We start from the raw sequence: 25,183 nt of genomic DNA on the forward strand, positions 1-25,183 counted from the left end.
TAATGCGCGACCTATCGCGGTTGGGCCGACAGAGATCGCCGTCAATAGCCGGAAACATTCAGGTAGAGCCTTGGTCGCGTCTCGTCACCGCCTGGATAAAATGGCCGACTTGAACGCTTGACTGAGAGATTGGCCGACTGGAAGGGCGCGCACACGAACATTATCACTCGCCGCTGATCTTGAGCTACTCGGCCGGCCCACAAACGCATCGACCCAAAAATGGTTTAACCGAGAGGATAGGGCATGCATCGATCTCGCATCAATCTACCCGAGGAATTTGCGGCCAATCCCGTTGTGGTGGCGGCTCACCGCGAATCAATGCTTGAGGACATCGATCGAAGTATCAGGCTCGCCGAAATCCGATGCTTGCCCTTCGACGTGCTGTTGACCCGGATTGAACGGTTGTGGGAGGACGATGCTGCACAGGAGATTGTCTACCGCGCCTGCTCCGAGGCATTTGAACACAATCAGCTTTGCGCGCTGGCAGAATCGGCAAGACGTTTAGCCGAAGCTGCCGGGCAGCTGGCGAGCGGCAAGAAGACATCCGTCGACCGCGCTGTCAAACGCATTCTCTCGCGCATGCCAGGGCCCATAGCGGCGCCGATCGTCGAGCCGTGGCTAAGTCACGCGCGCAAGTTCCGGCGCCAAATCGCTTATCGCGTCCTTCGCGCCTCCGGCTTCCCAGAGGCCTTAGGCGCGAAGCTCCTGGAACATTTCGAACGGACTGCGGACCAGGAATGCTTGCATCTTCTTGCCAGAAACCCCCACGCTCTGCTGGCAACCGATGCCGTCCGGGTTCTCGATTCCGTCAAGGACGAATACTGGCGGATGCGCATGGTTCAAGCTGTAATGATTACCGACACTAGCCGTTCGCGGATATTGGCAGCGGATTATCCACATGAGTTTGTCTGGGCAGCGGGACGTCAGAAGGACAAAAGTCTTTTGCCTGATATGCGACGGCTGAAAGCCGGGCACTCCTCTGACCTTTCCTTCGTCTCTCTCTACGCTTGGGCGCTAGGCCAGCTTGGCGCGGCAGATGATCTGGCGGCGCTACGTCTATCGATGGCAAAGGGTGAATGAGGGAGGAACGCTGATGACGGCAGGCAAAGAAGGAGGGCAGGGGACGCTAAACTCGTGCTTGACACGGCGAACGGTGCCGCATGCAAAACTGCCTTCGCCAGCATCACTGACCTCAGATATTGCGAGGGGACCACCGTGCGCTGCCTGGGGCGTTTCGCCTACTCATCCCTCCAAACCACACGCCGCTCCCATCTGATCTCGACCAGGCGTCGGAAACGGATCGTCTCCAGTTCCTGCCCGACCGGGTGGAACAGCTCCGCTCGCATCGATTGCTTGCGGCCGCATCTTTCGCAACGGACCTTTGCCCGCACTTGGTCGATGGTGACGTTGCCAATCACCTCTCGCAATTCCAGCGGCTTATAGAAACGCTTGATGTTGCAGAGGCCACAGCTAAGGCGGGCAACCTGCCCCGCGCTGTGGGCATGCATCAACGTCCATGGCGCGCCTCTCGGCCATTTTTCGGGTTGTTCTGGCATCCCTAGAGATGAGGAACATATTCCTCTCGGGTCAAGAGGCCCTTGACTCTGTCGTTCTCTTTTTGTTCACTAAGGGCAAAATGGAGACATGCAATGAAATCGATCACTGTCACTGCGGCCGAGCAGCCCGAAATCTACGCAACGGTGAGGCGTGACGGCCTGCCATACATCGCTCCGTCATCAAGATGGCAAAGCAAATGCGCGGCCTATCTGATGTCAGTCAGAAACAGGCGATCGCTGAACTTACGGCCACTTGGATTCTAGCGATCTACCCGGAAAGCTTGGAGCTGGCATTATCGCTTTCAGACGCGATGCGCGCACAGACCGACATCTATCTGAGGGAAAGCAAAAAGAAGCCCGCCGTCTCACACTGATGCATTGCGCAGCCGAGGTCCGTCGCCGGCCAAAATCGATCGGGAATGGCCTTATCAGGTCGCGCTGCCCGATGACCTATGCACGGGATACAGCTTCAGGCTGATCCACGAATTTTGCGAAGCGCGCGCGCTGATGACAAGGCAGGTGCAGGCGATATGGCCGGATCATAAATACGAGAACTGGCGGCTTTACTGCTTGGCCGATCAGGCGTCCGCACTGGTCTTCCTTGACCACCTCGGGGGCATGATGTTCGATCCCAAGCGCGATCGGGAAAACGGCAACGCACGCGGCGTCTGGCGCCGGACTGGCGAATACAAGAGAATTCTCGATCGCGGGCCGCTGAGCGTTCCCCAGGCCCTGCGCAACGGACCGTCCGCTGTTCTTCTTCGCTGGCCTGTGGACGAGTTGGCATGGCGTGCGCAAGGTCAAGGAAGGTCCCGGCGATCACGAGCTGTATGCCTTTATGACGACCAAGCCCAACGCCCTCATCGCACCTATTCATGAGAAGGCGATGCCGGTGATCCTGACCACACAAGAGGACATCGAGACCTGGCTGACCGCGCCATGGACCGAAGCGAAACGGCTGCAGCGCACCGCTTCCGACGAGGCCTTGGTGATCGTCGAAAAACCCGCCACTCAGATCAAAGTGCCGCAGCAGTTGCCGGCCCAAGGATCACTGCTTTGACGGCTTTCCGATGAGCGATGAACTGATCAGCCTTCCTGGCGCTGTAGAGCCCGTCACGCGCCCTGGCATGAGCATCACCGATGCGAGCACCCTGGCTGTGGCAAGGATGCAGGATGGGGTTCGCCTAGGCGCCTCTTCGCGGCCTCAAGAAGGCCCTGTGAGCATCGCGAGCTTTTTCAGATCGTCGAGACGCCAAGGGGTGGTGCCACGCGCACAGGCTCGTCAAAGGCGGTCTTGCACGCGCCCCTCACCAGTTTCGAATGCGACCCAACCGTGTGTGATGTGATAGGTTCCCGCCATGTCTGATCATATTCTGCCGAGCCAGAAGCAGCCCAAGCTGATCGTCGTTGTGGCGTTCGATCGTGGTGAGGACGGCGAGCTGTTTCCCGCCTTTGGTCCGACCGATCAGCAAAGCGAGGAACGCGCCATCCGCACCGCCATGGCGCTTGCGGGAAAGCACGTTGGCGTAATCGCATGGAGCCGCGACGCGAACCCGGCGCTTGGCGACTACGGCCCACCGACCCTGCCATTCACCAGCGGTGACGTGCCGGATATGGAGTAAGTTCAGCCCGGGATTCCATCTCGCGATGGTCGAGGGGACGTGCTTTACTCCGAAGATGAGCCTGCTGACACGATTCCTCGTCCTTGCCGCCTTCGCAGCGTGTTTACCTTCGGCCTCCTATGCGGAGCCGCGCAACGGTCCGCGCCTTGAAGAGCGGGCATGCCAGCCCATCACTACGGCCAACGAAGCGTTCGTCAAGATACCGATCTTTCAGGCGACTTGGGACGCCGTGATCAAGCGCGATACAGGCGTGGTGGTCATGCATAGAGACTCGGTCTACGCAAATGGCATCCTATACGAGCGAACGGCGCCATACGCGCCTTGGCGCGTTGAGGCGCTTCAACTCGGGAATCCCTGGCATTCGGGTTGTCATCAGCTGCGCGAAGAGGTGCTGGATGGTGTCAACACCATGGTCATCTCGTATTGGAGGCACAACTCCGACGTCGATCCGCGGTGGTATCATTGCACGATATGGATTGAAGTTCCAGAATACAGGAATCGAAAGCTGGACTGCTCGACCGTCTATTTCTCCGAGGAAGCAGAGCTGAAAAGACGTTGGTTTTATAAAACCGACATCAAGCTGCCGGCGCCGCCACAGAAGTGAGTGCTCGGCGCGGCTGTAAAACTTTCGCCGACAGGATTCGGCCAGACGCGGTCAGGCTCAAACCCATTTCGGCCGACGTCTAAGGGCCTGACGACACAACAAGCCAGGCCGTCATGAGGCGGGAAACTTCACGATCCTGTCTCTTCTATAGTCATAGGCAATGTGCGGTCTTCCATTCCGATAGTCGTCATAGGTCCAGCGGCCCGTAGCGCGGTCATTGACGAAATCGGTGCACCACTTGACGCCATTGGGAGGAGGTCGTCCTTGATGCCATCTCTTTTTCGACGTTACGCCTTGGAGGCAGTGCTGAATTGCAGCGCGCCTCTGTTCCGGGGTCTGCAGTTTCGCTCTGCCTGCTTCAAATTGGGCTCTACCATCGCTTTGGCAGCCAGCAGTTAGTAGTGCTGTTGCGACTATCAATTTGCTAGCGCACTTCAAATGAGGTTCTCCAAATCGGGCACGTCACTACGGCAACCATGTGGACGTGGTTTTCGCCAGTCTGTCGATTTTATTGCTTTTCCCTGTTATCGACTTGTTTCAAAAGCGCCATCAGTCCGGCGCAGCCGCCTAACTCCGACAGTGCGAGCTCTTTCGTTTCTTTGTCGGCATGTTCTAAGTCGGGCGTCTTGGCCTCCTCTAGTCCTAAGCCTTCCATTGCGTCCGCCACATTCATTGAGGCGATAGTGCCTTCGGCGTTCTTCGCCTTTTCAAGGCTCGCGGCGCGAGATAGGCATTCGGTCTTTTCAAATACCTTGGCGAGCCATGGCCACATAGGTTTGTTTTCTGCGCCGCAGAGGCGTTCTGCCAGGACATGGATTGACACATACATCCCGATAGCCATCCCTGGCATGTCGGGACTTTGGCTCTTTACGCAATGGTCGGTTCCATCAGCATGAGCTGGCAGCAGCATCCCTAGGAGAATTGGCAGGGCCAAACTAAATCGCATGTATCTCGCCCGATTGGCAAAGCAGGATGCTGAGCACGAGCTAAGTTGTCGGCGATTTAATGACGGAGGTCCAGCTCGCTTTGGGACTCACCGCTGACGCGGCATGTTCCTTGACGCTCCTCCAAGTCTTTTCCAAAATCCGGTTTGTGCTGACGAAAATGCTGTCGACTTATTTGCGCGCGCCGTGACGCAGCGGACAAGGCATGTAGGCCGCGCGGCACCTGCTCATTAGTATGACCTTGACGACCCTTAATGCAGCGCCAGAATCAAGGAATGGCTTGGGAAATTGCGGAAATCAATGTCGGCGACGAAGTGTCGATCACCGTGACCGTCCTGAAACTGCTGGACGACGGCCGAGCTACCGTCAGCATCCCGTCATACGGCTTTCCCTATTCGATCCCCGCTCCCAAGAAGGCCAAACCTGGTGACGAGCTACAGCTTACAGGCGAGGTCACCCGTATCGATGAGGACGACCGCAAAGTCACTGTCAAAGCCGGTGGATTGGTTACGGTTGACGTTGATGCGATTTCCGATTGGACGCCTGTTCCTCGAAAGAAGACAGTTCTCAGAGACGAACCGGATTAGACCGCGAAGGCCGTTTCAGGCCTTCGGTCGAAACGGGCTTCCCAATGCTAACGGATCCGGCGCGATATCAGCCAGGCTTTGGGCACAGACAGCTGCCGGGCCGCTCCAACCCGGCCTGAGCTAAGCCGCCCCTTCTGCCCTTTCTTCTCTCGATCGCGGAGTCGAGCAGCAACGAGCTGAATACGCCAGAAAAATAAGCGGTGCCGGTCACAACGAGCAACTATGCGAAGGCACGCGATCGGCTCCTAGCGGCGGGACATGAAAACGCGCCAGCGGGCACTACAAGCCCAACTTCTCCCGGAGGGCATCAATGCGTTTAGATGCCTCGGCCTTGCTGATCCCGTCAGCATAGGCATCAGGGTCGTGGGCCTGTTCGGCCAGCGTTTTCAAATAGGAGGCTTGTGCGGGCGTCATTGGATCGTCCCCGCTGACCCAATCTTCCGGATCCTTTTCGATATCTGCCGATGCCTCGATTTTTGGATTTTTCCGATCGGCCATATGACGGGTCTCCTTGAAGACCCTACAACGAGAATGATCACGATTTGTTCCACAAGTTGTCAGGTGCTCCCGGAGGTCGCTAGAGTTTCCGCGCTTGCACGAACGGGCTGCCCAATGTGAATGCGTCCGGCAGTATTCCCTGTTCGATCTGTTTCCAGGTGACCGGAGCAGCTATCGGAAAGCCTGGACGAGCCCGTGGCGAATAGGCACCAACTGCCGTGTTCCCGCGCCCATTGCGGAGATAATCGAGGAAGATGCGCCCAGAGCGGGCGGAAGGCGCGGCCGAGACGAGGTAGCGGTCAGGGCGTTTGCTGACCAACTGCTGTGCCAGGCGTCGGGCATACTGCCTGGCAGCATCATGAGTCATGGGAGCTTGCAGAGGGGCCATCACATGCACGCCTTTGCCGCCCGTCACCTTCGGCCAGCTATCGAGACCTTCTGAGTGCAGCATGTCCCGGAGCGTCAGTGCCGTCTCGACGACCATCTCCCATTCGACGCCTTCGCCAGGATCAAGATCGATGACAACCCGGTCGGCACGCTCGATATCGTCGACGGTGGCGTTCCAGGGGTGCAGTTCGACGGCGCCTATTTCGACCAAGCCAAGCAGGCCATCGAGGTCATCGACCCACAGCCTCACGCCTTCTCCACCCTCGCGCTTCTGAACACGCAGTTGGTGCAGGGTATCCGGAATGTCGGGCAATCTGCCCTTGTGATAGAAGGTGACCCCGTGAGAGTGGCGAACCAGCTTGAGCGGCCGCCGGCCGAGATGGACGAGCGCCTTCTTCGCCACCTTCTTCCAATATCGGATCAGCTCCTCTTTCGACGGCACCATGGCGTCGGACAGCAATTGTAGAATGTTCTCGCGCGGGACGCCGGAACTTTCATTGGACGGCGGCGTCTTGCGGACCAACGACGCGCCGGCCGGCGGGCTCAGATCGTCGCGCAGGCCCTTGAACACCGCTTCGCGCAGCAGCCCGTCATCGGTGGTGCCACTATACTGGATTTCGGCCTCAACGGCCGGCTGAACCCACGTCGCCTTGGGCTTGTCTATCGGCTCGGCGAGCGGAGATTTGTCGACGATTAGCGGGTCCAAGCGCTCGCGAATTTCACGTGCGTCGGCAAGGCTGTAGCCGCTCTGCGCCTTGCCGGCATAGTGAACACGATTGCCATCTCTGCGGCCGAGGTAAAGCGAGGCGATCCTGCGCGGCCTGGCACCTAGCTTCTCGACAAAGGCGACGATCGGAAAATTGTCCCTCTTGACGCATTTGAGCTTGAGCCAGCTCTCCTGCCGGCCGGACCGGTAGGGCGAATCGGCTCTCTTTGACACGATCCCTTCAAGGCCCATTTCGCACGCGTGCTCAAACACGGTTGGACCGTCGCCTTCCAGATGATCGACATACACGAGTGCCGGGGGCGCGCTCTTCAAGAGACGTTGCAAGGCGCGCTTGCGTTCCAGCAGCGGAGCCTCCCGCAGATCCTTGCCGTCGAGATGAAGGAGATCGAAAGCGTGGAAAACCAATCTTGTCGACTCGGCCTTTCCTAGTTCCCGGCGTAGCGCCTGGAAATCAGGACGCCCTGTGGCACCAAACACTGTCGCTTCGCCATCAACGATAGCCCGCTCCGCGTTCTTTAACTGAGCCGCAGCCCGGACGATTGGGGTGTATCTGTCGGTCCAGTCGAAGCCGTTTCGCGTGAAGGCCTGCACCGCACCCGGCTGAATGACCAGCTGTGTGCGATAGCCATCGTATTTGATCTCATGAATCCATCCGCCGCCCTTGGGCGGCTTCTCCACCAGCGTGGGCATTTGGAATTCAATGAAGGACAGCCGGCCAACGCCAGGCTCGGTAAGCATGCACCCGCACTCCAAACACTGCGATTTGAGTCAATATCACTGGTTCGAATTCGGTTCCGAAACAAAGTGCCGTGTTGGGCGGACGTTGGCATTGTTGACAGTTGTCGGGTCCGCCAAGATGCAGGGCGCCGACGGTGGACGCGCAAAGGGCGCGGGGCGCCACTTCGTGGGTTATCCCTCCTGTATTTGTTGACTCTTAAAATTATGTCGAGCTAATATAGAAGGTGCTACTGTTTATGGGCAAGTCCCTCTCAGCTAGATCTGTTCGACTTGTTCGCTTCAGATTTAATTGAACTCTGCAACTAGCAGAACCAGACGCCATAAGGTCATGAGGATAGATGGGAGATGCAACTCCTCTCCTTTACTGTTTTGAGCGCTGGATTGTTAAGACTGCTGCTGATCCATGATCAGCCTGTTCACGGCAATTCTTATACGAACGATCTTTGCCCTTGTGAAATTCGTGAGAAGCTTCTTCTCGAGGACCCAACCGCCGAAGTCGATGTCGCGATCGTCCTTGCGGCCGATATGTCGGGCTCCGTCAACCAGATAGAGGCTACGCTACAACGCGAGGGCTATGCGGCTGCTTTGGAATCACCGTCCGTGTTGAAAGTGATCAAAGAGGGTATGCACGGCAAGATCGCTGTCACTTTTGTCGAATGGTCGAGCCGCGGCTCCTTAAAAACGCGGGTGGATTGGACCGTTCTCTCTGACGCGAATGATGCGTCGGTTATCGCGGATGCAATCCGGAAAAAGTCGGAAGGCCAACGCCGTGATCCGCACTGTGCGAAAACATCGATCTCATACGCCATTGATGTATCTGTTGATGCCTTTGACAAACTTCCTGCCCCTACGTTGCGGAGGGTCATCGATATCTCAGGCGACGGAACAAACAACGACGGATCTTCACTTGAGGAAAGCCGTCAGAGAGCGCTTCAGAAAGCCATCGTAATCAATGGTCTCCCGATAGGCGCGGAAGTGGAAAATGGCGAGTCGACCGCGGAATATTATGAGCGGCACGTTATCGGGGGGGCCGGCTCGTTTATCATCCCAGCCGACAGCTCGGCTGAATTTCAATGGGCCATAATAAACAAGCTAGTTCGAGAAGTAAGTTTCAGCTCCGGCGATACACGCTCTTAGAACGATCGCGCTGTTATGGCCCTCAATTCGGGGCTCTAATCCAGCCAATTTCCTGATTTCTGCTTGGGCTTATCCACCCACCCCACGAATGTGCCGCCTCCGCAATCGCGCGTCGACGCACGGGTAACGGCGAGATGAATCCGTGAACTCAGTGCCCGGTCTCGCGATCTTTGATTTTGAGCCAGACACCGCCCCTGGGGCGTAAATTAATCGACGGGAACGGCGTCACCTTGTGACCCGACTGCCACTCAGCCGAGAAGCGTTGCGCCATCGTCGTTAAGATCAGAACTGCTTCCATCATAGCGAAACGCTGCCCAATGCAGATACGCGGTCCGCCGCCGAAAGGCATATAGGCGAAGCGCGGCAACTCGTGTGCGAGTTTGCCCATCCAACGCTCTGGTCGGAACATTTCTGGCTGCGCGAAATGCCGGGGGTCGCGGTGCAATACCCACGGGCTGATGAAGATGGTTACTCCGGCGGGGAAGGCGTAGCCACCAAGTTTGAAGGCCCCGATCGATTCGCGGCCTATGATCCAGGCAGGCGGGTAGATCCGCATCGATTCCAACGCGACGCTTTCCGTGTATTTCAGGCGTGGGATGTCGTCGGTCGTCGCCGGCCGGTCGCCAAGCACGTCAGCGATTTCAGCCGCCATTCGAGCTTGAATCTCCGGCCGCTGGCCCAGCAGAAACCAGGTCCATGAAAGTGCGAGCGCCGTGGTGTCGTGCCCTGCAAGAAGGAGCGTAATCGCCTCGTCCCGAAGCAGGGCATCTGACATGGGTTTCCCCATCTCGTCACGCGCTTCCATAAGACGGGACAGAACGTCATATCGTCCTTCCAAACCGCTCGCACGACGCTCGGCTATGATTGATGAAACGATCCTTTCGAGCGTTCGGATCGCTCGCTTATACCTGAAATGGCCGGGCAACGGCACTGCGTCAGGAATAAGGATCGGCCGTTTGAAGCGCGATTCCATCTCGATAACGAGATCGTTTGCCGCATGATCAATGTCGGCAATGTCCCACTCAGCCTCGGAATCGAACAGCGTTTTAGCGGCGATCCGCAACGTTAACTCCATCATCTCGGGATGGATGTTCAGGACCTGATCATTGGTCCAGCGATCGAGCATCTGGTGAGTCAGCGACACTATCGCCGCGTCGTAGGCAAGGAGCTGTTGCCCGGCAAAGGCCGGGGCCGCCAACCGGCGCTGGCGTCGCCAAGACTCACCTTCGTTGGTCAGCAAGCCATTCCCAAACAGCGCCTTTACATGGCGCAACGCGAACCGATGTTTGATATAGTTGCCATAATCTTTGACGAGGATTGTCTCGATAGCTTCCATATCGCTGACCAGAAGAGCGGGCCACCCGGCAAGGTTGAGCCAAACGAGATCGCCATATCGACGTGCGGTTTCAGTAATGAAACCGAGCTCGTCTTTGCCGAAAGCGACTAGGTTTCCGAGGAAGGGCAAGCCTTTCGGCCCGGGCGGCCGATGCGAACAGGGAAACCTAACGCGGCTCTGAAGTAGGCTGGACAGGACCATGCGGCCCGCCTAACTCTTTGATGGTCGAAGCCCCTTTACCGGAAGCATGGGCCAACGGTCCTGAAAGTCAAATCAAGAAAGGCCGGCGGGGAACGATCCCGTCGGGCCTTAGACGTCGGTCCGAAATGGACCTTCCAAGGTGAACTCGTCTGGCGGGGTCTCCCCTTTTCGACCTGCTCCAATTGACAGAGCAGCTATCGGAAGGCGTCGAGGCTCGAGGGGAATAGGCCCCCACGTGTCTACCCGTCCAGTAGCCGTTTCGTGCAAACGCCTGCACCTTACCCTTTTGGACTCAGCTGTGTCCGGTAACCATCCATATTTGATTCCTGAGTCCACCCGGCGGCCTCCAAATCTATACGAGCGTCTTCGGTGACGAGACCAGAATTGGAATAATGGACAAAGTATTAGAAGGATTTAGGCGGCACGTAGAGGCAGATCGTGTTGTCGGGGCCAGGTTGCTGGCAGGCGAAATACTGATGACGGCGTCGGCGTCATGGAGCATGCAGATCGTAGGTCGACTGATTGCCGGCACCGGCGGTATTCTCTTGAGCGTTCTGATGACCAAGATGGTCGCCGACTGGTTTACTGGTCGGGAAATTGCTACCGCGATGGCTATCTTCGTCAACTCGTGGCCGGCTGGCATCGCAATCGCGCTGATGCTGTTGCCAGCGATTGGAGCGACGTTCGGGATCTATGCCGTTAACCTTGCTGTAGCAGGGCTGATTCTGATCGGGCTAGGCTTCTTTGCTTTTGTCTATCGCGCGCCAGATGCGCCCGTGTCCGTTGAAGGCGAACGCGGCGGTCTGACCACGAAAACGATCTATGCCGTGATTGTCGCCGGCTCGATCTGGTGTCTCTACAATATCGGTTTTGCGATGATCTTCAGTTTCGGACCGTCGATGCTCGTTGAGCGAGGCTGGTCCAGCACTGCAGCTGGATCAACGATCAGTATCGTGCTCTGGCTCGCCGTGCTTTCGGTTCCTTTCGGGGGCTTGCTCGCTGATCAGACCAAACGCGGCGACGCCGTGATCATCACAGGCTGTATCGCCTTCGCGCTGCTGGCACTACTCCTACCGCGAAGCGATGCGGTGCTTCCCATCGTCATTGCCCTTGGGATCGTTTGCGGCCTGCCCGCCGGTGCGATCATCAGCCTGTCTGCGCTGGTGCTCGAGCCGAAGACGCGATCGATCGGAATGGGATTATTCTACACGGTTTTTTATACCGGGAGCCCAGTTGGAGTGGCGATCGGTGGAAAGCTCTCCACTTCGATGGGCGGCGCGAGCGCCGCACTCGACTTCGGCGCCGTGGTGCTCCTCGCTTGTCCAGTCATTCTGTGGCTCTTCCGCCGTATCGTTGCTGGCCGGAATCGGCGGGTCGTTCCTTCGACATAAACACGCGAACGGAGCTTAGCGAAGCGAAGGCCGCCAATAGCGCCTCTGGAAGCAGTCACTTATCGTCCGTTACAATGTTACAATGAGCCTTTGTAAGTTGGTAATTTCATTGGCTAATCGCAGAGTTCAATCCTTCCTCGCAGCACCAGTCTATCCGCACCATGCAGGGCTATGGCGATCGCCGAGCATGACCGACTGAGCAAATAGAGGCTATCAGGGCAAATCGCGACGCATACTGGCTGAATGATACGGAGCCGAGCTGCCCTTGTGCCCGGCTCCGGCTTTGACGGGAGCCTACGCAGCGTCGCCCTGTTAGTTGCCGACGTCGTCGCTCCGGAGCCGCTTCACGCACAGAGCGCGAAGGACTAGAGCGGCATCGGCGTAAGTGATCGCCTTTTCGCCGCCGAAAACCAGTGCATTGCCGACAACCTCTAGGACATAGCCCTCGATGCGCCAAGGAAGAATATCGGTGCAGGTCCGCATGCGGCCGAAGACCGAACTGATCGGCACCATCTGGTCCTTAAATTCCACGTGCGGCTCATCCGTTCCCGGAGTCCAGGTCTGGTAAGCTTCCAAGGCATCGTCGAAGGCTCCGTGCAAATGAATCGGAGCATGGCCCTCATGCAGTGCGGGTAAAAGGCGTGTGGTCATCGGTCTCCTCCTGGATCGCGGCAGCCAGCCAATGCTGCCAGGTAACCCCCCGCATTTCGATGATTGGTCTATGGCCGGATGCGCCGGGCGCCTACCAATAGCCGCAAGTGCCGATACCCCAATAGAAGGCTTCATCCCGTCCTGAGCGGCGAAATTTCGCCCCGGAGTCAGAAGTGTCGTCCACCTGCGCCTGGTCCGGCGCATAACGTGAAAGCTCCGTGGGCGGGAAAAGGGCGCCGATCACGGTCCTGATACGGCCCGGAACGGCTTCCAGAAATGTCTGCGTCATCGTCATCTGCTGATCCTGCGAACATGGACGGCGAAAAGTCAGGCACTTGAAGAGGGCAGTATGACTTGCTTCTTAGGAAATGTCTATCAAACTTGTAGACATTGCTTTGTAAGGAGCAAGCCTCAGACGAAATGCCATGCGACTTTGCCTGTGACAACGATGGATGCCTGATCGCCAAGCTTCCTGCTATCCGCGCCTCGAACGGCCGCAGCTCCCGGTCTCTTGGCACTTTGCGACGGGGATCAGCTCCATCGCGCCTTCCTCGCGAGCGTGACGGATCTTCAGAATGATGATCCGTCCTTCATGAACCTTGGTCGAGCCGCCAACATGCGATCAGGTGCCCGTCGCCAGCTTGGCTGAGGGGCGGTTCCGCTTTCCGGCAATCGGCAACAGCCAGCAGGCAACGGTCGGCGAAGGCGCATCCCTGGTTCGGGCCCGCCGCCATGTCGGCCTGAGAGATGATCTTCGGAGCTGCGTCGTCTGAAGACGCCGCCAGCAGCAGTTTCGTATAGGGATGATTGGGCCCGCGAAAAATTTCGTCGGATGAACCGGTTTCGACAAGCCGGCCGCGATACAGCACGCCGATCTTGTCTGCCATGTAGCGCACGACCTTGAGATCGTGGCTGATGAACAAATAGGTCGTGTCCTCGTCTCGCTGCAGGTCGTTGAGCAGGTTGAGCACGGTCGCCTGCACGGAAACATCGAGCGCCGACGTCGGCTCGTCCAGCACGACGACCTTCGGCGAGCCAGCGAAGGCCCGGGCGATCGCCGCCCTTTGCCGCTGGCCGCCGGAAAGCGAGCGCGGTTTTTGCTCAGCCGTGGTGGTGCCCAGCCGGACTGATTGCAGCAGGTCGCCGACGCGCTGGACCGCCTCACCGCGGCTGAGGCCGGCAAGCCGCCGCAGCGGACGACTGAGAATCCTGCCGATCCTATGTCGCGGATTGAGTGTGCGATCCGGCGACTGGAAGACCATCTGCACGTTGCGACGGTCGCCCGGCGCACGCTTCTCGACGCGCGGCGCAACCGTCTTGCCGAATAGCTCGACAGCCCCCTCGCTCGGCGTCTGCAGGCCGGTGATGATCCTTGCCAGCGTTGACTTGCCGGACCCGGATTCGCCGATCAGCCCGAATGTCTCGCCCTGGCCGATCTGCAAGTCGATATTGTGCAGCACCGCCTGGCTGCGGAAGGAATGGCTGATCCCCTTGCAAGCGACGGCGATCCGGCGCTCGGCCCGCGGGTCAGCCTGGTCCCGACCCGCCAGCAGGCGAAGGGACGGGCCGGCTCCGTCTGCCTCCGCCAGTCTTCCATCCCGCTTGGTGAAGTTCAGCGCCGGGATGGAGGCGATGAGCGCCCTTGTGTAGGCATGGGCCGGGTTCTCGAAGACCTCGTCGGCGGCGCCGCTTTCGACCACCGTCCCCGACTGCATCACCGCCACCTGGTCACAGGAACGGCGGATCATGTTGATGTCGTGGCTGATTAACAGAATGCTGGTTTTGTGCTCTCGGCGAAGGGCGTGGAGGATGGCGATGATCTCCGACTGCACGCTCGCGTCCAGCGCCGTCGTTGGCTCGTCCAGCAGCAGCAGCGCCGGATCGAGCGCAATTGCGATGGCGATGTTGGCGCGCTGCTGCATGCCACCGGAAAGCTCGTGCGGATAAAGCTCGAGCACCCGGTCCGGATTGCCGACCCAGACACGCTCTAGCAGATCGGCGGCGCGCCAGCGGGCCTCCTCGTGGCGAACCGGGCGATGCCGCAGGATCGTCTCGATGATCTGCCGGCCGATCGTCATCGCCGGATTGAGCGCCGCACCCGGATGCTGGTAGACGGCGGCGATATGGTCGCCCCTCAGCTTGCGAAGCTGTTCCGCTGAGAGTTCGCGGATTTCCCGTCCCTGGAATTCAAGCGCTGACGCCGCGACCCGGGCGTTTTTTGGCAAATAGCGCAGTATGGCGAGCGCCACCGAGCTTTTTCCCGATCCTGATTCGCCGACCAGGCCGAGTGCTTCGCCTTCCCCTATGTGCAGTGATACGCCGCTGACGGCGGGATGCGATCCTTTTCGCCCTTCATAGGTGATAGAAAGCTGCTCTACGTTCAGAACTGATGAGGACATTGGGGAGCTTGAAACCACTTTCTTTGCGCGCAGCCATCAAGGGCAATCGCTTCCGCTTTCACAGCATATAATCTCTATAAAATTACTCGAATTAAGCTGGAGCGCAATCTACCTTTCACGGATCGGGAGATTGTTAGATAGCGGCCTGACCGGAACCGCGATGGTCTCCTGAGCAGATTTTGCGGGAGGCCGGCATGGCTCGAGACCACATGATCCTCAGCGCATTCTTCTTCAACCCGCAGGGCGATCATCGCATGTCGTGGCGCCATCCGCGGGCGCCAGGCCGGGAAGTGCTGGATTTCGATTTCTACCGCGATCTCGTGCAGGCGGCGGAGCGCGCCAGGATCGATACGATCTTCGTCGCCGATCACGTCGCCATCTGGGATTCAGTGCAAAGCGGCGTTGCGCACTATGCCAATGCTCGCCTGGAACCGTTGACGCTGCTGTCGGCCCTTGCCGGAGTGACCAGCCATATCGGCCTGATCACCACGGCATCGAGCTCCTACAGCGAGCCCTACAATGTGGCGCGCATGTTCGCCTCGCTCGACCATATCAGCAAGGGCAGGGCGTCCTGGAATGTGGTGACCTCGGCGATGGACGAGGAAGCCCGCAATTTCGGCCGCGATGGCAATATCGAGCATGCGTTCCGCTACGAGCGGGCCCGCGAATTCCTCGATATCGTCAAGGCGCTGTGGGACAGCTGGGAAGACGAGGCACTGCTTCTCGACAGGCCGTCCGGCTATTTTGCCGATCCGCACAAGGTCCATGCGATCAATCACAAGGGGCCGCATTTCAAGGTCCGCGGGCCGCTGAATGTCTCCCGGCCGCCGCAGGGCCATCCGCTGATCGTCCAGGCCGGCTCCTCCGAGGACGGCAAGAATTTCGCCACCGCCCATGCCGACGCGCATTTCGCCGTCTACAGCACCAGGGAAGACGGCATCAAATACCGGCAGGACATCAACGAGCGCCTCGCCCGTTACGGCCGCAAGCCGGAGAGCTTCAAAATCCTGCCAGGGATTCTGCCGATCGTCGCGGCCTCCGAGGCGGAGGGCCGGCAACGGCAGGAATACCTGCAGACGCTGCTTCCCGATCAGGTCGGCATCGACCTTCTGTCAAGCTGGAGCGGGGTGGATCTCTCAGTCTATCCGCCGGATGGCCCGCTGCCGCCGCTGCCGGCCGAGAGCACGTTCAATGGCGGACGGACATCGCTCAACCGGGTCAAGGAATGGTCGAAGCAGAATCTTAGCCTGCGCGACATTGCGCGCAAGCTTGCCAACAGCGGTTCGGTGCCGACCGTAGTCGGCACGCCCACGCAGATCGCCGACCAGCTGCAGGACTGGTTCGTTGCGGGTGCGGCCGACGGCTTCAACCTGATGTTCCCGCTGCTGCCCGAGGACTGGATGAATTTCGCCGAGCAGGTGGTGCCGGAGCTGCAGCGCCGCGGCGTGTTCCCGACCGAATACGCGCCGGGAACGCTGCGCGACCGCTTCGGTCTGGCGCGGCCGGCAAACCGCTTCGCCGAGCAGCGCGACAACGCACGCGCCGTGTCCTGACATCCGCTTCGGAGCAACGATCATGACAGCAGCACCCAGACTTCAGCCGCGCGAAGCCACGGCCCCGCATCTCGTCAATGTCCTGCACAGCCCCAAGCGCGTCCGCGTCAAATTTGACGGCCGCACGATCGCCGACAGCCGCAACGTGCTGGTGCTGCGCTCCAACTATTTCCTGCCGATCTATTTCTTCCCGGTGGCGTCCGTCGATGCGTCGGTGCTGAAGCCCTCGCTGCACCGCAAGCCGCACCCGGTCGGTGGCGAGACAACCTACTGGGATGTCGATAGCGGCGACAGGCGGAGCGCCAATGCTGCCTGGTCCTTTGTCGCGCCCCCGGATGAGAACCTGTCGCCCTTGGCCGGGCGGATCGCCTTCACCTGGAACGCGGTCGATCAGTGGTTCGAGGAGGACGAAGAGGTCTTTGTCCACGCGCGAGACCCTTATACGCGCATCGATGTGCTGCAAAGCACGAGCCATGTGCAGGTCTGGTTCGACGGCAATCTGATCGCCGACAGCCATCGCCCGGTGCTGCTGTTCGAAACCCATCTGCCGACCCGCTTCTATCTTCATTCCGAAGATATCAGGCTGGAGCGGCTGACGCCGTCGACCACGACGACGCGATGTCCCTACAAGGGCATCGCCTCCTACTGGTCCGGCCTGCTGAGCGATGGTTCGGTGCGCCCGGACATCGCCTGGAGCTACCGCGATCCGATCGCGGAGATGCCCAAGATCAAGGGCCTCATTGCCTTCTATCCGCAGGCCGTCGACCGCATTCATCTCGACGGCGAACCGGTCGAATAGCCCGTCTTTTCGGCCACAGACAGAGGTTTCAACATGACCAAACACAACAATATCGACCCGCTGCGCAATCTGTCGGGGGACATCTGGAATGTCGCCGTCGACGAGTATCAGGGCGGTTTTCTCAAGCGCCGCGATCTGCTGAAATACGCCGCACTGCTCGGCCTGACAGGCTTTGCCGCCTCGCAGGGGTTCGGAGCCGCGCGCGCCGCGGCCGCCGCCGGCGGCACGGTTCGTGTCGGCCTCGGCCAGCCGACCAAGGCGATCGATCCCGTCTCCGTTACGGATCCGGCCAGCATCGGGGTGATCAGCCAGGTGGGCGAATATTTGATCCTCGACGATCCGAAGGACGGGCTCCAGCCAAAGCTCGCCTTGTCCTGGGAGGCCAACGAGACAGCCAGCCGCTGGACCTTCAAATTGCGGCCAGGGGTGAAGTTCCACGATGGCCGCGCGGTCACGGCCAAGGATGTGGTGGCGAGCTTCGAGCGGCTGGTCGATCCCGCCAGCGGCTCGTCGGCCTTGTCGGCCTACAAGGGCATCCTGTCCAAGGGTGGCGCCAAGCTGGTCGACGACGAGACGGTCGCCTTCGATCTGGACGGTCCGAACAGCAACTTCCCGTTCTATGTCTCCTCCGACGTCTATAATGCCGTCATCCTGCCGGCCGACTATGCCGGCGATTTCGAGAAGACTTTCAACGGCACAGGCCCGTTCAAGCTCGAATCCTTCCGTCCCAAGCAAGGCGCCAGCTTCGTGCGCAACACCGATTACTGGGGCGAGAAGGCACTTCCCGATCGTGTCGAGATCAAGTTCTTCGACGACGAGCAGGCCCAGGTGCTGGCGCTGCAGGCCGGCCAGCTCGACGTCATCCCGAGCACGACGCGCCTGGAACTGGCGATCGAGGGCAACCCCGACTTCAAGCTGCTCAGCGTGCAGGCAAGCTCGCATGATCAGGTGCATCTGCGAACCGACCAGGCGCCGTTCACAGACAAGCGCGTCCGCCGCGCGCTGGCGCTGACCCTCGATCGCGAGGCGGTGGTGAAGGGCCTGCTGAAGGGCCGCGCCGTCGTCGGTAACGACACCCCGTTCGCGCCGATATTCTCCTCGGCTGATCCGTCGGTGCCGCAGCGCAAGCAGGACATCGCCGAGGCCAAGCGGTTGCTTGGTGAAGCCGGCGTGCCCAATGGTTTCGAGGTGACGCTGACCACCGAACGGGCCTATGACATTCCCGACTATGCGGTGTTGATCCAGAACTTCGCCAAGAAGGCCGGCATCGACATCAAGCTCAACGTATTGCCGCAGGACGCCTATTACGGATCGGCCAAATTCGGCAGCTCGCCCTGGCTGGATTCCAATCTCGGCATCACCGATTTCGGCCATCGCGGCACCCCCGACATCTTCCTCAACGCAACGCTCAAGAGTTCGGGAGCCTGGAATGCCGCGCATTTCAACAACCCGGCCTATGACGCGCTGCTGCTCGACTACAGCAAGGCGCGTGACCTCCAGGCGCAGCGCCTTGCCGCCGGCAAGATCCAGACCTTGCTGCTCGACGAGACGCCGCTGATCATCGGCTACTTCTCGCAATATAGCCGGATCGTCAGCTCGAAGGTTGAGGGCGTCCGCTTCACGGCGATCTCGCATCTGCTGCTCGACCGCGTTTCCTTTGTCCAGGCATGATGCTCGAAAACGGAGATAGAGCCCCATCCCGATTCCATCGGGATGGGACAGGTTTTGGGCGAGGCGGCAAAACTCGATGGTGAGCGGCCGCATCCTATCAACGCGCGTCGGCACACTGCTGCTCACGCTGTGGCTGGTCAGTATCCTGGTCTTTTTTGCCGGGCAGGTTCTGCCTGGCGATGTCGGCCGCGTTATGCTTGGGCCCTTTGCCGATGCGCAAGCGGTGGCGGAACTGAACAGGCGGCTGGGCGCCGACCAGCCGGTCCTTGTCCAATACTGGCGCTGGTTCAGCAAGGCTGTCACTGGTGACTTCGGCACCTCGCTGTCGATGGGCGTGCCGGTCGCGCCGTTCGTGCTGGAGAGCCTGAAGCGCTCCGCATCCCTTGCCGGCATTATTTTGATCTTTCTCATTCCGCTCGGGGTTGGCGGTGGTGTCATCGCCGGGCTCAACGCCGGCCGCCTCATCGACCGGCTGATCGTGATGGCGGGCGTCTCCTTCGGCATCGTGCCGGATTTTGTGTCCGGCCTGATGCTGCTGATCGTTTTCGGCCTGTGGCTGAACTGGTTCCCGATCTCAGGCGTTGCGCCGGATGGCGCGGGCTTCTGGACGCAAGGCTATTATCTGATCCTGCCGGCCCTGCCGCTGGTGCTCAATCTTGCCGGCTACATCGCCCGGATGACGCGGGCCGGCGTGATCGAGGCGATGGCCGCCGACTACACACGCACCGCCGTCCTGAAAGGGCTTGAGCGGCGCGAGATCATCCTTCGGCACGTGCTGCGCAATGCGCTGACCCCGACCATCGCGGTGCTGGCGACGCAGACCGGATACATGCTTGGCGGGCTGGTTGTGATCGAAGCGCTGTTCGGCATCCAGGGACTTGGCAATCTGGTTCTGAACGCGGCCAAGGCGCGAGATTTCCCGATGCTTGAAGCGGGCGTGCTGGTGATGGCGGCAATCTTCGTTCTTTCGGCGGCGGCGGGCGACTTCGTGCTGACCTTGCTCAATCCGCGGCAACGCCGTCGGACCTCGCCATGACGGATCTGACGGAGTTTCCCGTGCCACCGCGCGCGGCGATAGGCCTGTCGGCATTGCGCAGGATCCGCGGCGCCTTTTCCGGACTGGCCCCGTCGGTCGTAGTTGGATCGCTGCTGCTGCTTTTCTGGATCACTTGCGCGTTGCTCGGCAATCGCTTCGTTCCATACGACCCCTATGCAGAGGACTTCCTCGCCATGCTGACGCCGCCCGATGCCTCGCATTGGTTCGGGACCGATCAGCTCGGCCGCGACGTGCTGTCCCGCATTATCGTCGGATCGCGCGATATCCTGCTGGTCGCGCCGCTGGCGACGCTGGTCGGCGTTGCCGCCGGCAGCATCATCGGCCTGGTGCTCGGCTATTTCGATGGCCTCACCGATGCCATCGGCGCGCGGCTGCTCGATACACTGATGGCGTTTCCATTCATCGTTCTCGTCACCATGACGCTGGTGGCGATCGGGCCGTCGAACCTGACCGTCGTCCTGGTGATCGGCATCGCCTATGCGCCGCTGGTGGCGCGCACCGTCCGCGCCGCCGTGCGCGAGCAGAAGGAGCGCGACTATGTCAGCGCCGCCCGGCTTGGCGGCGAAGGCGCGCTCGTCATCATGTTCCTGGAGATATTGCCCAACGTCAGGGAGACGATCCTCATCGAGCTCGTCACTCGGCTGGGCTACGCGTTCTTTTCGATCGCGACGCTGAGTTTTCTCGGCCTCGGCATCCAGCCGCCGTCGGCCGATTGGGGACTGGCCGTCGCCGACGGCTACGGCTTCCTGACCGGCGGTAAATGGTGGGTTGTCGTTTTCAATTCCGGCGCGATCGTTTCACTGGTCATGGCAACGAACCTAATTGCCCAAGGCTTAGGCGCGTTTGAAAATGGTGATGGATGAATGCGAAGCCGTATTAATGGCCTGAGCTTCGGTCTGCTCGCTATACGGACATTGCTACCATCCATTAGCAGAACGGCATTTTTCTCCGCGAGGCCGAAAAATCGGAACTTGGTTCCTTATCTCTATAGATTTTGTCGAATATCGTCTGCCCCGGTTTGGAAATGACCCAATGCGCACGCAGGGTCTGGGAGATTGACGAGTTGGCAAGGCTATCGGTTCTCGGAATATCCGGCGGCGTAAGCACACCATCGCGCACTACCGCGGTGGTCAACGCGCTGGTCAAGGCAGTCGCATTGCGCGTCCCGGCAGACACCGGCTTGATCGAAATCACCGAGGCGGCGCCTTCGATTTTCGCCGGGTTGTCTCGTGGCGCGCTCGGCGCGTCTGGCGAAGCGATCATCCAGCGTGTCGAGAAGGCCGACCTGCTCGTGGTCGGAACGCCGGTCTACAGGGCGTCCTACACCGGCGCTCTCAAGCACCTGTTCGACCTTGTCGATTATCGTGCACTGACGGGCAAGACCGTGCTTCTCGCGGCGACCGGCGGAAGTCCATACCACGGCCTGGTTCTCGAACATCAGCTCCGGCCATTGTTCGGTTTTTTCGGGACCGTCACCGTCCCGACCGGCGTCTACGGCGCGCCCGACGATTTCTTCGATGCCAAGATCGTCGGCGCAGCGATTATCGAGCGCATCTCACGCGCCGCTACCGAAGCGGTCTCCTTGCTTAATTCCAGTGATGCAAACGCTGCCGTCGCCACGCGCGTCGGTTGAAGCCAATCAAAAGGGGAAACGAACGAAATGACCTCGAATTCCGACGACGTGAAATTCGCCTACTGGGTCCCGAACGTTTCGGGCGGCCTTGTCATCTCCAACATCGAGCAGCGGACAGGCTGGGACATCGACTATAACCGCAAGCTTGCTCAGATCGCCGAGGCCAACGGCTTCGACTACGCGCTGAGCCAAATACGCTTCACGGCCGGCTATGGCGCCGACAACCAGCACGAATCCGTATCGTTCAGCCATGCCTTGCTTGCGGCGACCACAACGCTGAAAGTCATCGCGGCGATCCTGCCCGGCCCATGGAATCCAGCGCTGGCGGCCAAGCAGATAGCCACCATCAACCACCTGACCAATGGCCGTGTCGCGGTCAATGTCGTGAGCGGCTGGTTCCGCGGTGAGTTCGCCGCCATCGGCGAGCTGTGGCTCGACCACGACGAGCGCTATCGCCGCTCGGAGGAATTCATCCGTGCGCTGCGCGGCATCTGGACCGAGGACAATTTCACTCTGAAGGGCGACTTCTATCGCTTTACCAACTACTCGATGAAGCCGAAGCCGATCGATCCCCAGCCGGAGATCTTCCAGGGCGGCTCATCGCGCGCTGCGCGCGACATGGCTGCGCGGGTTTCCGACTGGTATTTCACCAACGGCAACACGCCGGAAGAGATCAAGAAGCAGGTTGACGACATCAAGACCAAGGCGAAGGCCAATGGCCACAAGGTCAAGATCGGCGTCAACGCCTTTGCCATCGCTCGCGAAACCGAGGCAGAAGCGCGCACCGTGCTCGACGAGATCATCGCCAAGGCCAATCCGGAGGCGGTGCAGGGTTTCGCCGATCAGGTCAAGAATGCCGGCAAGGCCTCGCCGGAAGGCGAGGGTAACTGGGCGAAATCCTCCTTCGAGGATCTTGTCCAATACAATGACGGCTTCCGCAGCAATCTCATCGGCACGCCGGAACAGATTGCCGAACGCATCCTCAAGCTGAAGGATGCCGGCGCGGATCTGATACTGCTCGGCTTCCTGCATTTCCAGGAAGAGGTGGAGTTCTTCGGCAAGCGCGTCATCCCTCTGGTGCGCGAACTGGAAGCGGCGCGCGACAGGGAGCTTGTCGCCGCGGAATAGGACAGGCGCGGTCTTCAGGCCGCCGCCGGCACGCCTTCAAAATCAGGAATGTTTCATGATTGGTGCTTCGCTGGGAGCCGCCGCATACGAGCGCGCGCCCGAAATTTCCGGCATTCTTGCTGGTGCTGGTCCCGTCGAGGACACGCGCCCGGCGCGCCTGTCGCCAAAGGCTGATGCGATCCTGGCGCTGGGCGGGATCAGCATTTCCTTTGGTGGCGTCACGGCACTGCGGGATGTCGACCTCGAGGTCAAAAGCCGCGAGATTCGCGCTGTGATCGGTCCCAATGGCGCCGGCAAATCCTCGCTGATCAACATCATCAGCGGCCTCTATCACGCCGATCAGGGCAAGATCGCGATCGATGGCCAGTCCTTCTCCCGGGTGTCGGCAAGCCGTCTGGCACGGCTCGGCGTCGCGCGCACCTTCCAGAACCTGGCACTGTTCGGTGGGCTTTCAGTGCGCGACAACATCGCGTCGGGCCGCGTCCACACCCGGCGCGCCAGCTTCGTCGAACATATCGCCGGTCTACCGCGCGCCCGGCGCGAAGATGCCGCGATCGCTGAAAAGGTCGACCAGACAATCGCCTTCCTGCATCTCGAGGCCGTCGCCGATCGCCTGGTCGCAACGCTGCCCTACGGCCTGCAGAAGCGGGTCGAACTGGCGCGCGCCCTCGTCGCCGAGCCGAAGATCCTGCTGCTTGACGAGCCGATGGCCGGCATGACGGCGACCGAGAAGGCCGAGATGGCCGGTTTCGTGCGCGCAGCGCGCGACCGGCACGACGTCACCATCATCCTGATCGAACACGATATCGGGGTGGTCATGGGGCTCTCCGACCGCGTCGCCGTGCTCGACTACGGCCGCAAGATCGCCGACGGAACACCGGCCGAGGTCAGGTCCAATCCGGCGGTGATCCGGGCCTATATCGGCACCGCCGAAGGCGAAGATGGCGAGGGCATCTGATGAGCTACTATGATTTCCTCTTCTTCATCGAGGTGCTGGTCGGTGGCTTGCTCTCAGGCGTGATGTATTCGCTCGTCGCCATCGGTTTCGTGCTGATCTACAAGACGTCGGGCGTGCTGAACTTCGCGCAAGGGTCGATGGTGCTGTTCGCCGCACTCACCTTTGTCAGCCTTGTCGAACGCGGCATCCCGTTTGCGCTTTCGCTGCTCATTACCCTCGCGGTCATGGTTGCGCTGGGCTTCACCATCGAGCGAACTGTGCTGAGGCCGCTGGTCAATCGCTCGCCGATGACGCTGTTCATGGCCACGCTTGGCCTGTCTTACATCATTGAAGGCGCTGCCCAGTTGGTGTGGGGCACGCAGGTGCACGGGCTCGATCTCGGCATCGACGACACGCCGTTCGAGGTCGGCGGTATCCTGATCTCGTCGTTCGATCTTCTTGCTGCAGGCATTGCCGCGGCGATGGTCGCCGGCCTGAGCGCATTCTTCTATTGGACCCGCATCGGCCTAGCGTTTCGCGCCGTCGCAGACGACCAGTTCGCGGCGCTTGCCGTCGGGCTGCGGCTGCCCCGGATCTGGGGAACGGTGTGGACGGCCGCGGGGTTCGTGGCACTGGTCGCGGGACTTTTGTGGGGCGCGCGCCTCGGCGTCCAGTTCTCGCTGTCGCTGATCGTGCTGAAGGCGCTGCCGGTGCTGGTGCTTGGCGGCTTCGATTCCATCCTCGGCGCCATCGTCGGCGGCCTCATCATCGGCGCCAGCGAGAAGCTCGCCGAGGTCTACCTCGGACCCTTTGTCGGTGGCGGCATCGAAGGCTGGTTCGCCTATGCGCTGGCGCTGGTCGTCCTGCTGGTGCGCCCCTCCGGGCTGTTTGGCCAGAAGACTGTCGAAAGGGTCTGACCGATGGCCGTGCAAGCGCTCGATGCCGCAAGGCTTCCAATCGACTGGCAGAAGTTAGCTCTGCCGGCCGCCCTGATTGCCGTGGCCTACGGCCTGATCCCCGCCTATGCGTCGAGCTATCTCGTCGAGGCGATCCTGCTGCCGTTCCTTGCGCTCAGCCTGGCGGCGGTCGGCCTCAACCTTTTGACCGGCTATTGCGGCCAGCTTTCGCTGGGCTCCTCCGCCTTCATGGCGGTCGGCGCTTTCGCCGCCTACAATTTCAACCTTCGGGTCGAAGGACTGCCGCTGGCTGCGACCATGATCCTGGCCGGGATTTCGGCCGCCGGCATCGGCGTCGTGTTCGGATTGCCGAGCCTGCGCCTGCGCGGCTTCTATCTCGCCGTCTCGACGCTCGCCGCCCAGTTCTTCGTGCAGTGGGCGCTGACCAAGTTCGGCTGGTTCTCCAACGACAACCCTTCCGGGGTGATCTCGGCGCCGCACCTTGCCGTTGCGGGCTTCTCGCTCGACAGGGCGACGGGCCGCTACCTGCTCTCGGTGACCACGGTCATCGTGCTCACGGCGCTCGTCTGGCGCCTGGTCAACAGCGCGACCGGCCGCAATTTCATCGCCGTGCGCGACAACGAAACCGCCGCGCGGGTGATCGGCGTCCCTGTGCTGAAGACCAAGCTGCTCGCGTTCGCCATCTCGTCCTTCATCATCGGCGTCGCCGG

General features: G+C 60.3%; 24 protein-coding genes and 1 pseudogene. 18 read left to right on the forward strand and 7 right to left on the reverse strand.

The features are described from left to right. Nucleotides 1-243 precede the first annotated feature (243 nt). From NKI59_RS19665 to NKI59_RS19685, 5 genes and pseudogenes are all read left to right on the forward strand, one after another. Nucleotides 244-1,080, forward strand: coding sequence for a hypothetical protein (locus tag NKI59_RS19665; RefSeq protein WP_352706184.1), 837 nt, complete (start codon nt 244-246; stop codon nt 1,078-1,080). Between the two features lie 661 nt (nt 1,081-1,741). Continuing rightward, the gene (locus NKI59_RS19670; RefSeq protein WP_352706186.1) at nt 1,742-1,930 is read left to right on the forward strand and encodes a hypothetical protein; all 189 of its coding nucleotides are present in this window, start codon (nt 1,742-1,744) and stop codon (nt 1,928-1,930) included. Nucleotides 1,931-2,298: 368 nt separating this feature from the next. Continuing rightward, a pseudogene (locus NKI59_RS19675) lies at nt 2,299-2,616 on the forward strand (SOS response-associated peptidase family protein); the annotation flags it as partial. A gap of 298 nt (nt 2,617-2,914) precedes the next feature. Continuing rightward, nucleotides 2,915-3,178, forward strand: coding sequence for a hypothetical protein (locus NKI59_RS19680; protein ID WP_352706188.1), 264 nt, complete (start codon nt 2,915-2,917; stop codon nt 3,176-3,178). A gap of 55 nt (nt 3,179-3,233) precedes the next feature. Next, a complete protein-coding gene (locus NKI59_RS19685) occupies nt 3,234-3,782 on the forward strand; it encodes a hypothetical protein (RefSeq protein WP_352706190.1) in 549 nt (182 codons plus the stop codon). A gap of 508 nt (nt 3,783-4,290) precedes the next feature. Here NKI59_RS19685 and NKI59_RS19690 read toward each other — a convergent pair. Then, nucleotides 4,291-4,728 carry a hypothetical protein gene (locus NKI59_RS19690; protein ID WP_352706193.1) on the reverse strand — a complete coding sequence of 146 codons (438 nt, stop codon included), beginning with the start codon at nt 4,726-4,728 and terminating at the stop codon, nt 4,291-4,293. 252 nt (nt 4,729-4,980) lie between these two features. Here NKI59_RS19690 and NKI59_RS19695 point away from each other — a divergent pair, with 252 nt between their 5' ends. Further along, nucleotides 4,981-5,313, forward strand: a complete 333-nt coding sequence (locus NKI59_RS19695; protein ID WP_352706196.1) for a hypothetical protein — start codon at nt 4,981-4,983, stop codon at nt 5,311-5,313. Nucleotides 5,314-5,592: 279 nt separating this feature from the next. Here NKI59_RS19695 and NKI59_RS19700 read toward each other — a convergent pair whose 3' ends face one another. Further along, nucleotides 5,593-5,811 (reverse strand): DUF3072 domain-containing protein, encoded by a 219-nt coding sequence (locus NKI59_RS19700; RefSeq protein ID WP_352706198.1) that lies wholly within the window; start codon nt 5,809-5,811, stop codon nt 5,593-5,595. Between the two features lie 79 nt (nt 5,812-5,890). After that, the gene (ligD, locus tag NKI59_RS19705; RefSeq protein WP_352706200.1) at nt 5,891-7,663 is read right to left on the reverse strand and encodes a DNA ligase D; all 1,773 of its coding nucleotides are present in this window, start codon (nt 7,661-7,663) and stop codon (nt 5,891-5,893) included. Between the two features lie 345 nt (nt 7,664-8,008). On the opposite strand from ligD, the gene NKI59_RS19710 reads away from it, so the two are divergent. Then, entirely contained in the window at nt 8,009-8,800 is a 792-nt protein-coding gene (locus NKI59_RS19710; protein WP_352706202.1) for a DUF1194 domain-containing protein, read from the forward strand. 148 nt (nt 8,801-8,948) lie between these two features. On the opposite strand, the gene NKI59_RS19715 is transcribed toward NKI59_RS19710, so the two are convergent. Beyond that, nucleotides 8,949-10,337 carry a cytochrome P450 gene (locus tag NKI59_RS19715; protein WP_352706204.1) on the reverse strand — a complete coding sequence of 463 codons (1,389 nt, stop codon included), beginning with the start codon at nt 10,335-10,337 and terminating at the stop codon, nt 8,949-8,951. Between the two features lie 476 nt (nt 10,338-10,813). On the opposite strand from NKI59_RS19715, the gene NKI59_RS19720 reads away from it, so the two are divergent. Further along, entirely contained in the window at nt 10,814-11,728 is a 915-nt protein-coding gene (locus NKI59_RS19720; protein ID WP_352706206.1) for an MFS transporter, read from the forward strand. A gap of 312 nt (nt 11,729-12,040) precedes the next feature. Here the strand turns inward: NKI59_RS19720 and NKI59_RS19725 are convergent, their stop codons facing one another. The 3 genes from NKI59_RS19725 to NKI59_RS19735 form a co-directional block, all read right to left on the reverse strand. Beyond that, complete coding sequence (locus NKI59_RS19725) at nt 12,041-12,379, reverse strand: BRA0787 family protein (RefSeq protein WP_352706208.1); 339 nt, start codon at nt 12,377-12,379, stop codon at nt 12,041-12,043. Between the two features lie 91 nt (nt 12,380-12,470). After that, nucleotides 12,471-12,674 (reverse strand): hypothetical protein, encoded by a 204-nt coding sequence (locus NKI59_RS19730; RefSeq protein ID WP_352706210.1) that lies wholly within the window; start codon nt 12,672-12,674, stop codon nt 12,471-12,473. Nucleotides 12,675-12,969: 295 nt separating this feature from the next. Then, nucleotides 12,970-14,778, reverse strand: a complete 1,809-nt coding sequence (locus NKI59_RS19735; protein WP_352706212.1) for a dipeptide ABC transporter ATP-binding protein — start codon at nt 14,776-14,778, stop codon at nt 12,970-12,972. Between the two features lie 194 nt (nt 14,779-14,972). On the opposite strand from NKI59_RS19735, the gene NKI59_RS19740 reads away from it, so the two are divergent. The 10 genes from NKI59_RS19740 to NKI59_RS19785 form a co-directional block, all read left to right on the forward strand. Then, on the forward strand, nt 14,973-16,331 hold the full coding sequence (locus NKI59_RS19740; RefSeq protein ID WP_352706215.1) for an LLM class flavin-dependent oxidoreductase: 1,359 nt from the start codon (nt 14,973-14,975) through the stop codon (nt 16,329-16,331). 22 nt (nt 16,332-16,353) lie between these two features. Then, nucleotides 16,354-17,130: a DUF427 domain-containing protein gene (locus tag NKI59_RS19745; protein WP_352706217.1), complete on the forward strand. Its 777-nt coding sequence runs from the start codon at nt 16,354-16,356 to the stop codon at nt 17,128-17,130. Nucleotides 17,131-17,163: 33 nt separating this feature from the next. Continuing rightward, a complete protein-coding gene (locus tag NKI59_RS19750; protein ID WP_352706220.1) occupies nt 17,164-18,801 on the forward strand; it encodes an ABC transporter substrate-binding protein in 1,638 nt (545 codons plus the stop codon). A 76-nt stretch (nt 18,802-18,877) separates the two neighbouring features. Further along, complete coding sequence (locus NKI59_RS19755) at nt 18,878-19,837, forward strand: ABC transporter permease (RefSeq protein ID WP_352706222.1); 960 nt, start codon at nt 18,878-18,880, stop codon at nt 19,835-19,837. Next, nucleotides 19,834-20,721, forward strand: a complete 888-nt coding sequence (locus NKI59_RS19760) for an ABC transporter permease (protein WP_352706225.1) — start codon at nt 19,834-19,836, stop codon at nt 20,719-20,721. Before NKI59_RS19755 ends, NKI59_RS19760 begins: the two co-directional genes overlap by 4 nt. A 200-nt stretch (nt 20,722-20,921) precedes the next feature. Beyond that, nucleotides 20,922-21,491 (forward strand): NAD(P)H-dependent oxidoreductase, encoded by a 570-nt coding sequence (locus tag NKI59_RS19765; protein WP_352706227.1) that lies wholly within the window; start codon nt 20,922-20,924, stop codon nt 21,489-21,491. A gap of 27 nt (nt 21,492-21,518) precedes the next feature. Further along, nucleotides 21,519-22,619, forward strand: coding sequence for a dimethylsulfone monooxygenase SfnG (sfnG, locus tag NKI59_RS19770; RefSeq protein ID WP_352496336.1), 1,101 nt, complete (start codon nt 21,519-21,521; stop codon nt 22,617-22,619). A 55-nt stretch (nt 22,620-22,674) separates the two neighbouring features. Further along, nucleotides 22,675-23,577: an ABC transporter ATP-binding protein gene (locus NKI59_RS19775; protein WP_352706229.1), complete on the forward strand. Its 903-nt coding sequence runs from the start codon at nt 22,675-22,677 to the stop codon at nt 23,575-23,577. Next, a complete protein-coding gene (locus tag NKI59_RS19780) occupies nt 23,577-24,473 on the forward strand; it encodes a branched-chain amino acid ABC transporter permease (protein WP_352706231.1) in 897 nt (298 codons plus the stop codon). The genes NKI59_RS19775 and NKI59_RS19780 overlap by 1 nt, the downstream gene beginning before the upstream one ends. A 3-nt stretch (nt 24,474-24,476) precedes the next feature. Further along, a partial coding sequence (locus tag NKI59_RS19785; RefSeq protein WP_352706233.1) for a branched-chain amino acid ABC transporter permease occupies nt 24,477-25,183 on the forward strand: 707 nt, incomplete at its 3' end.

Source organism: Mesorhizobium sp. M0598, from assembly GCF_040320865.1.
Taxonomy (GTDB): domain Bacteria; phylum Pseudomonadota; class Alphaproteobacteria; order Rhizobiales; family Rhizobiaceae; genus Mesorhizobium.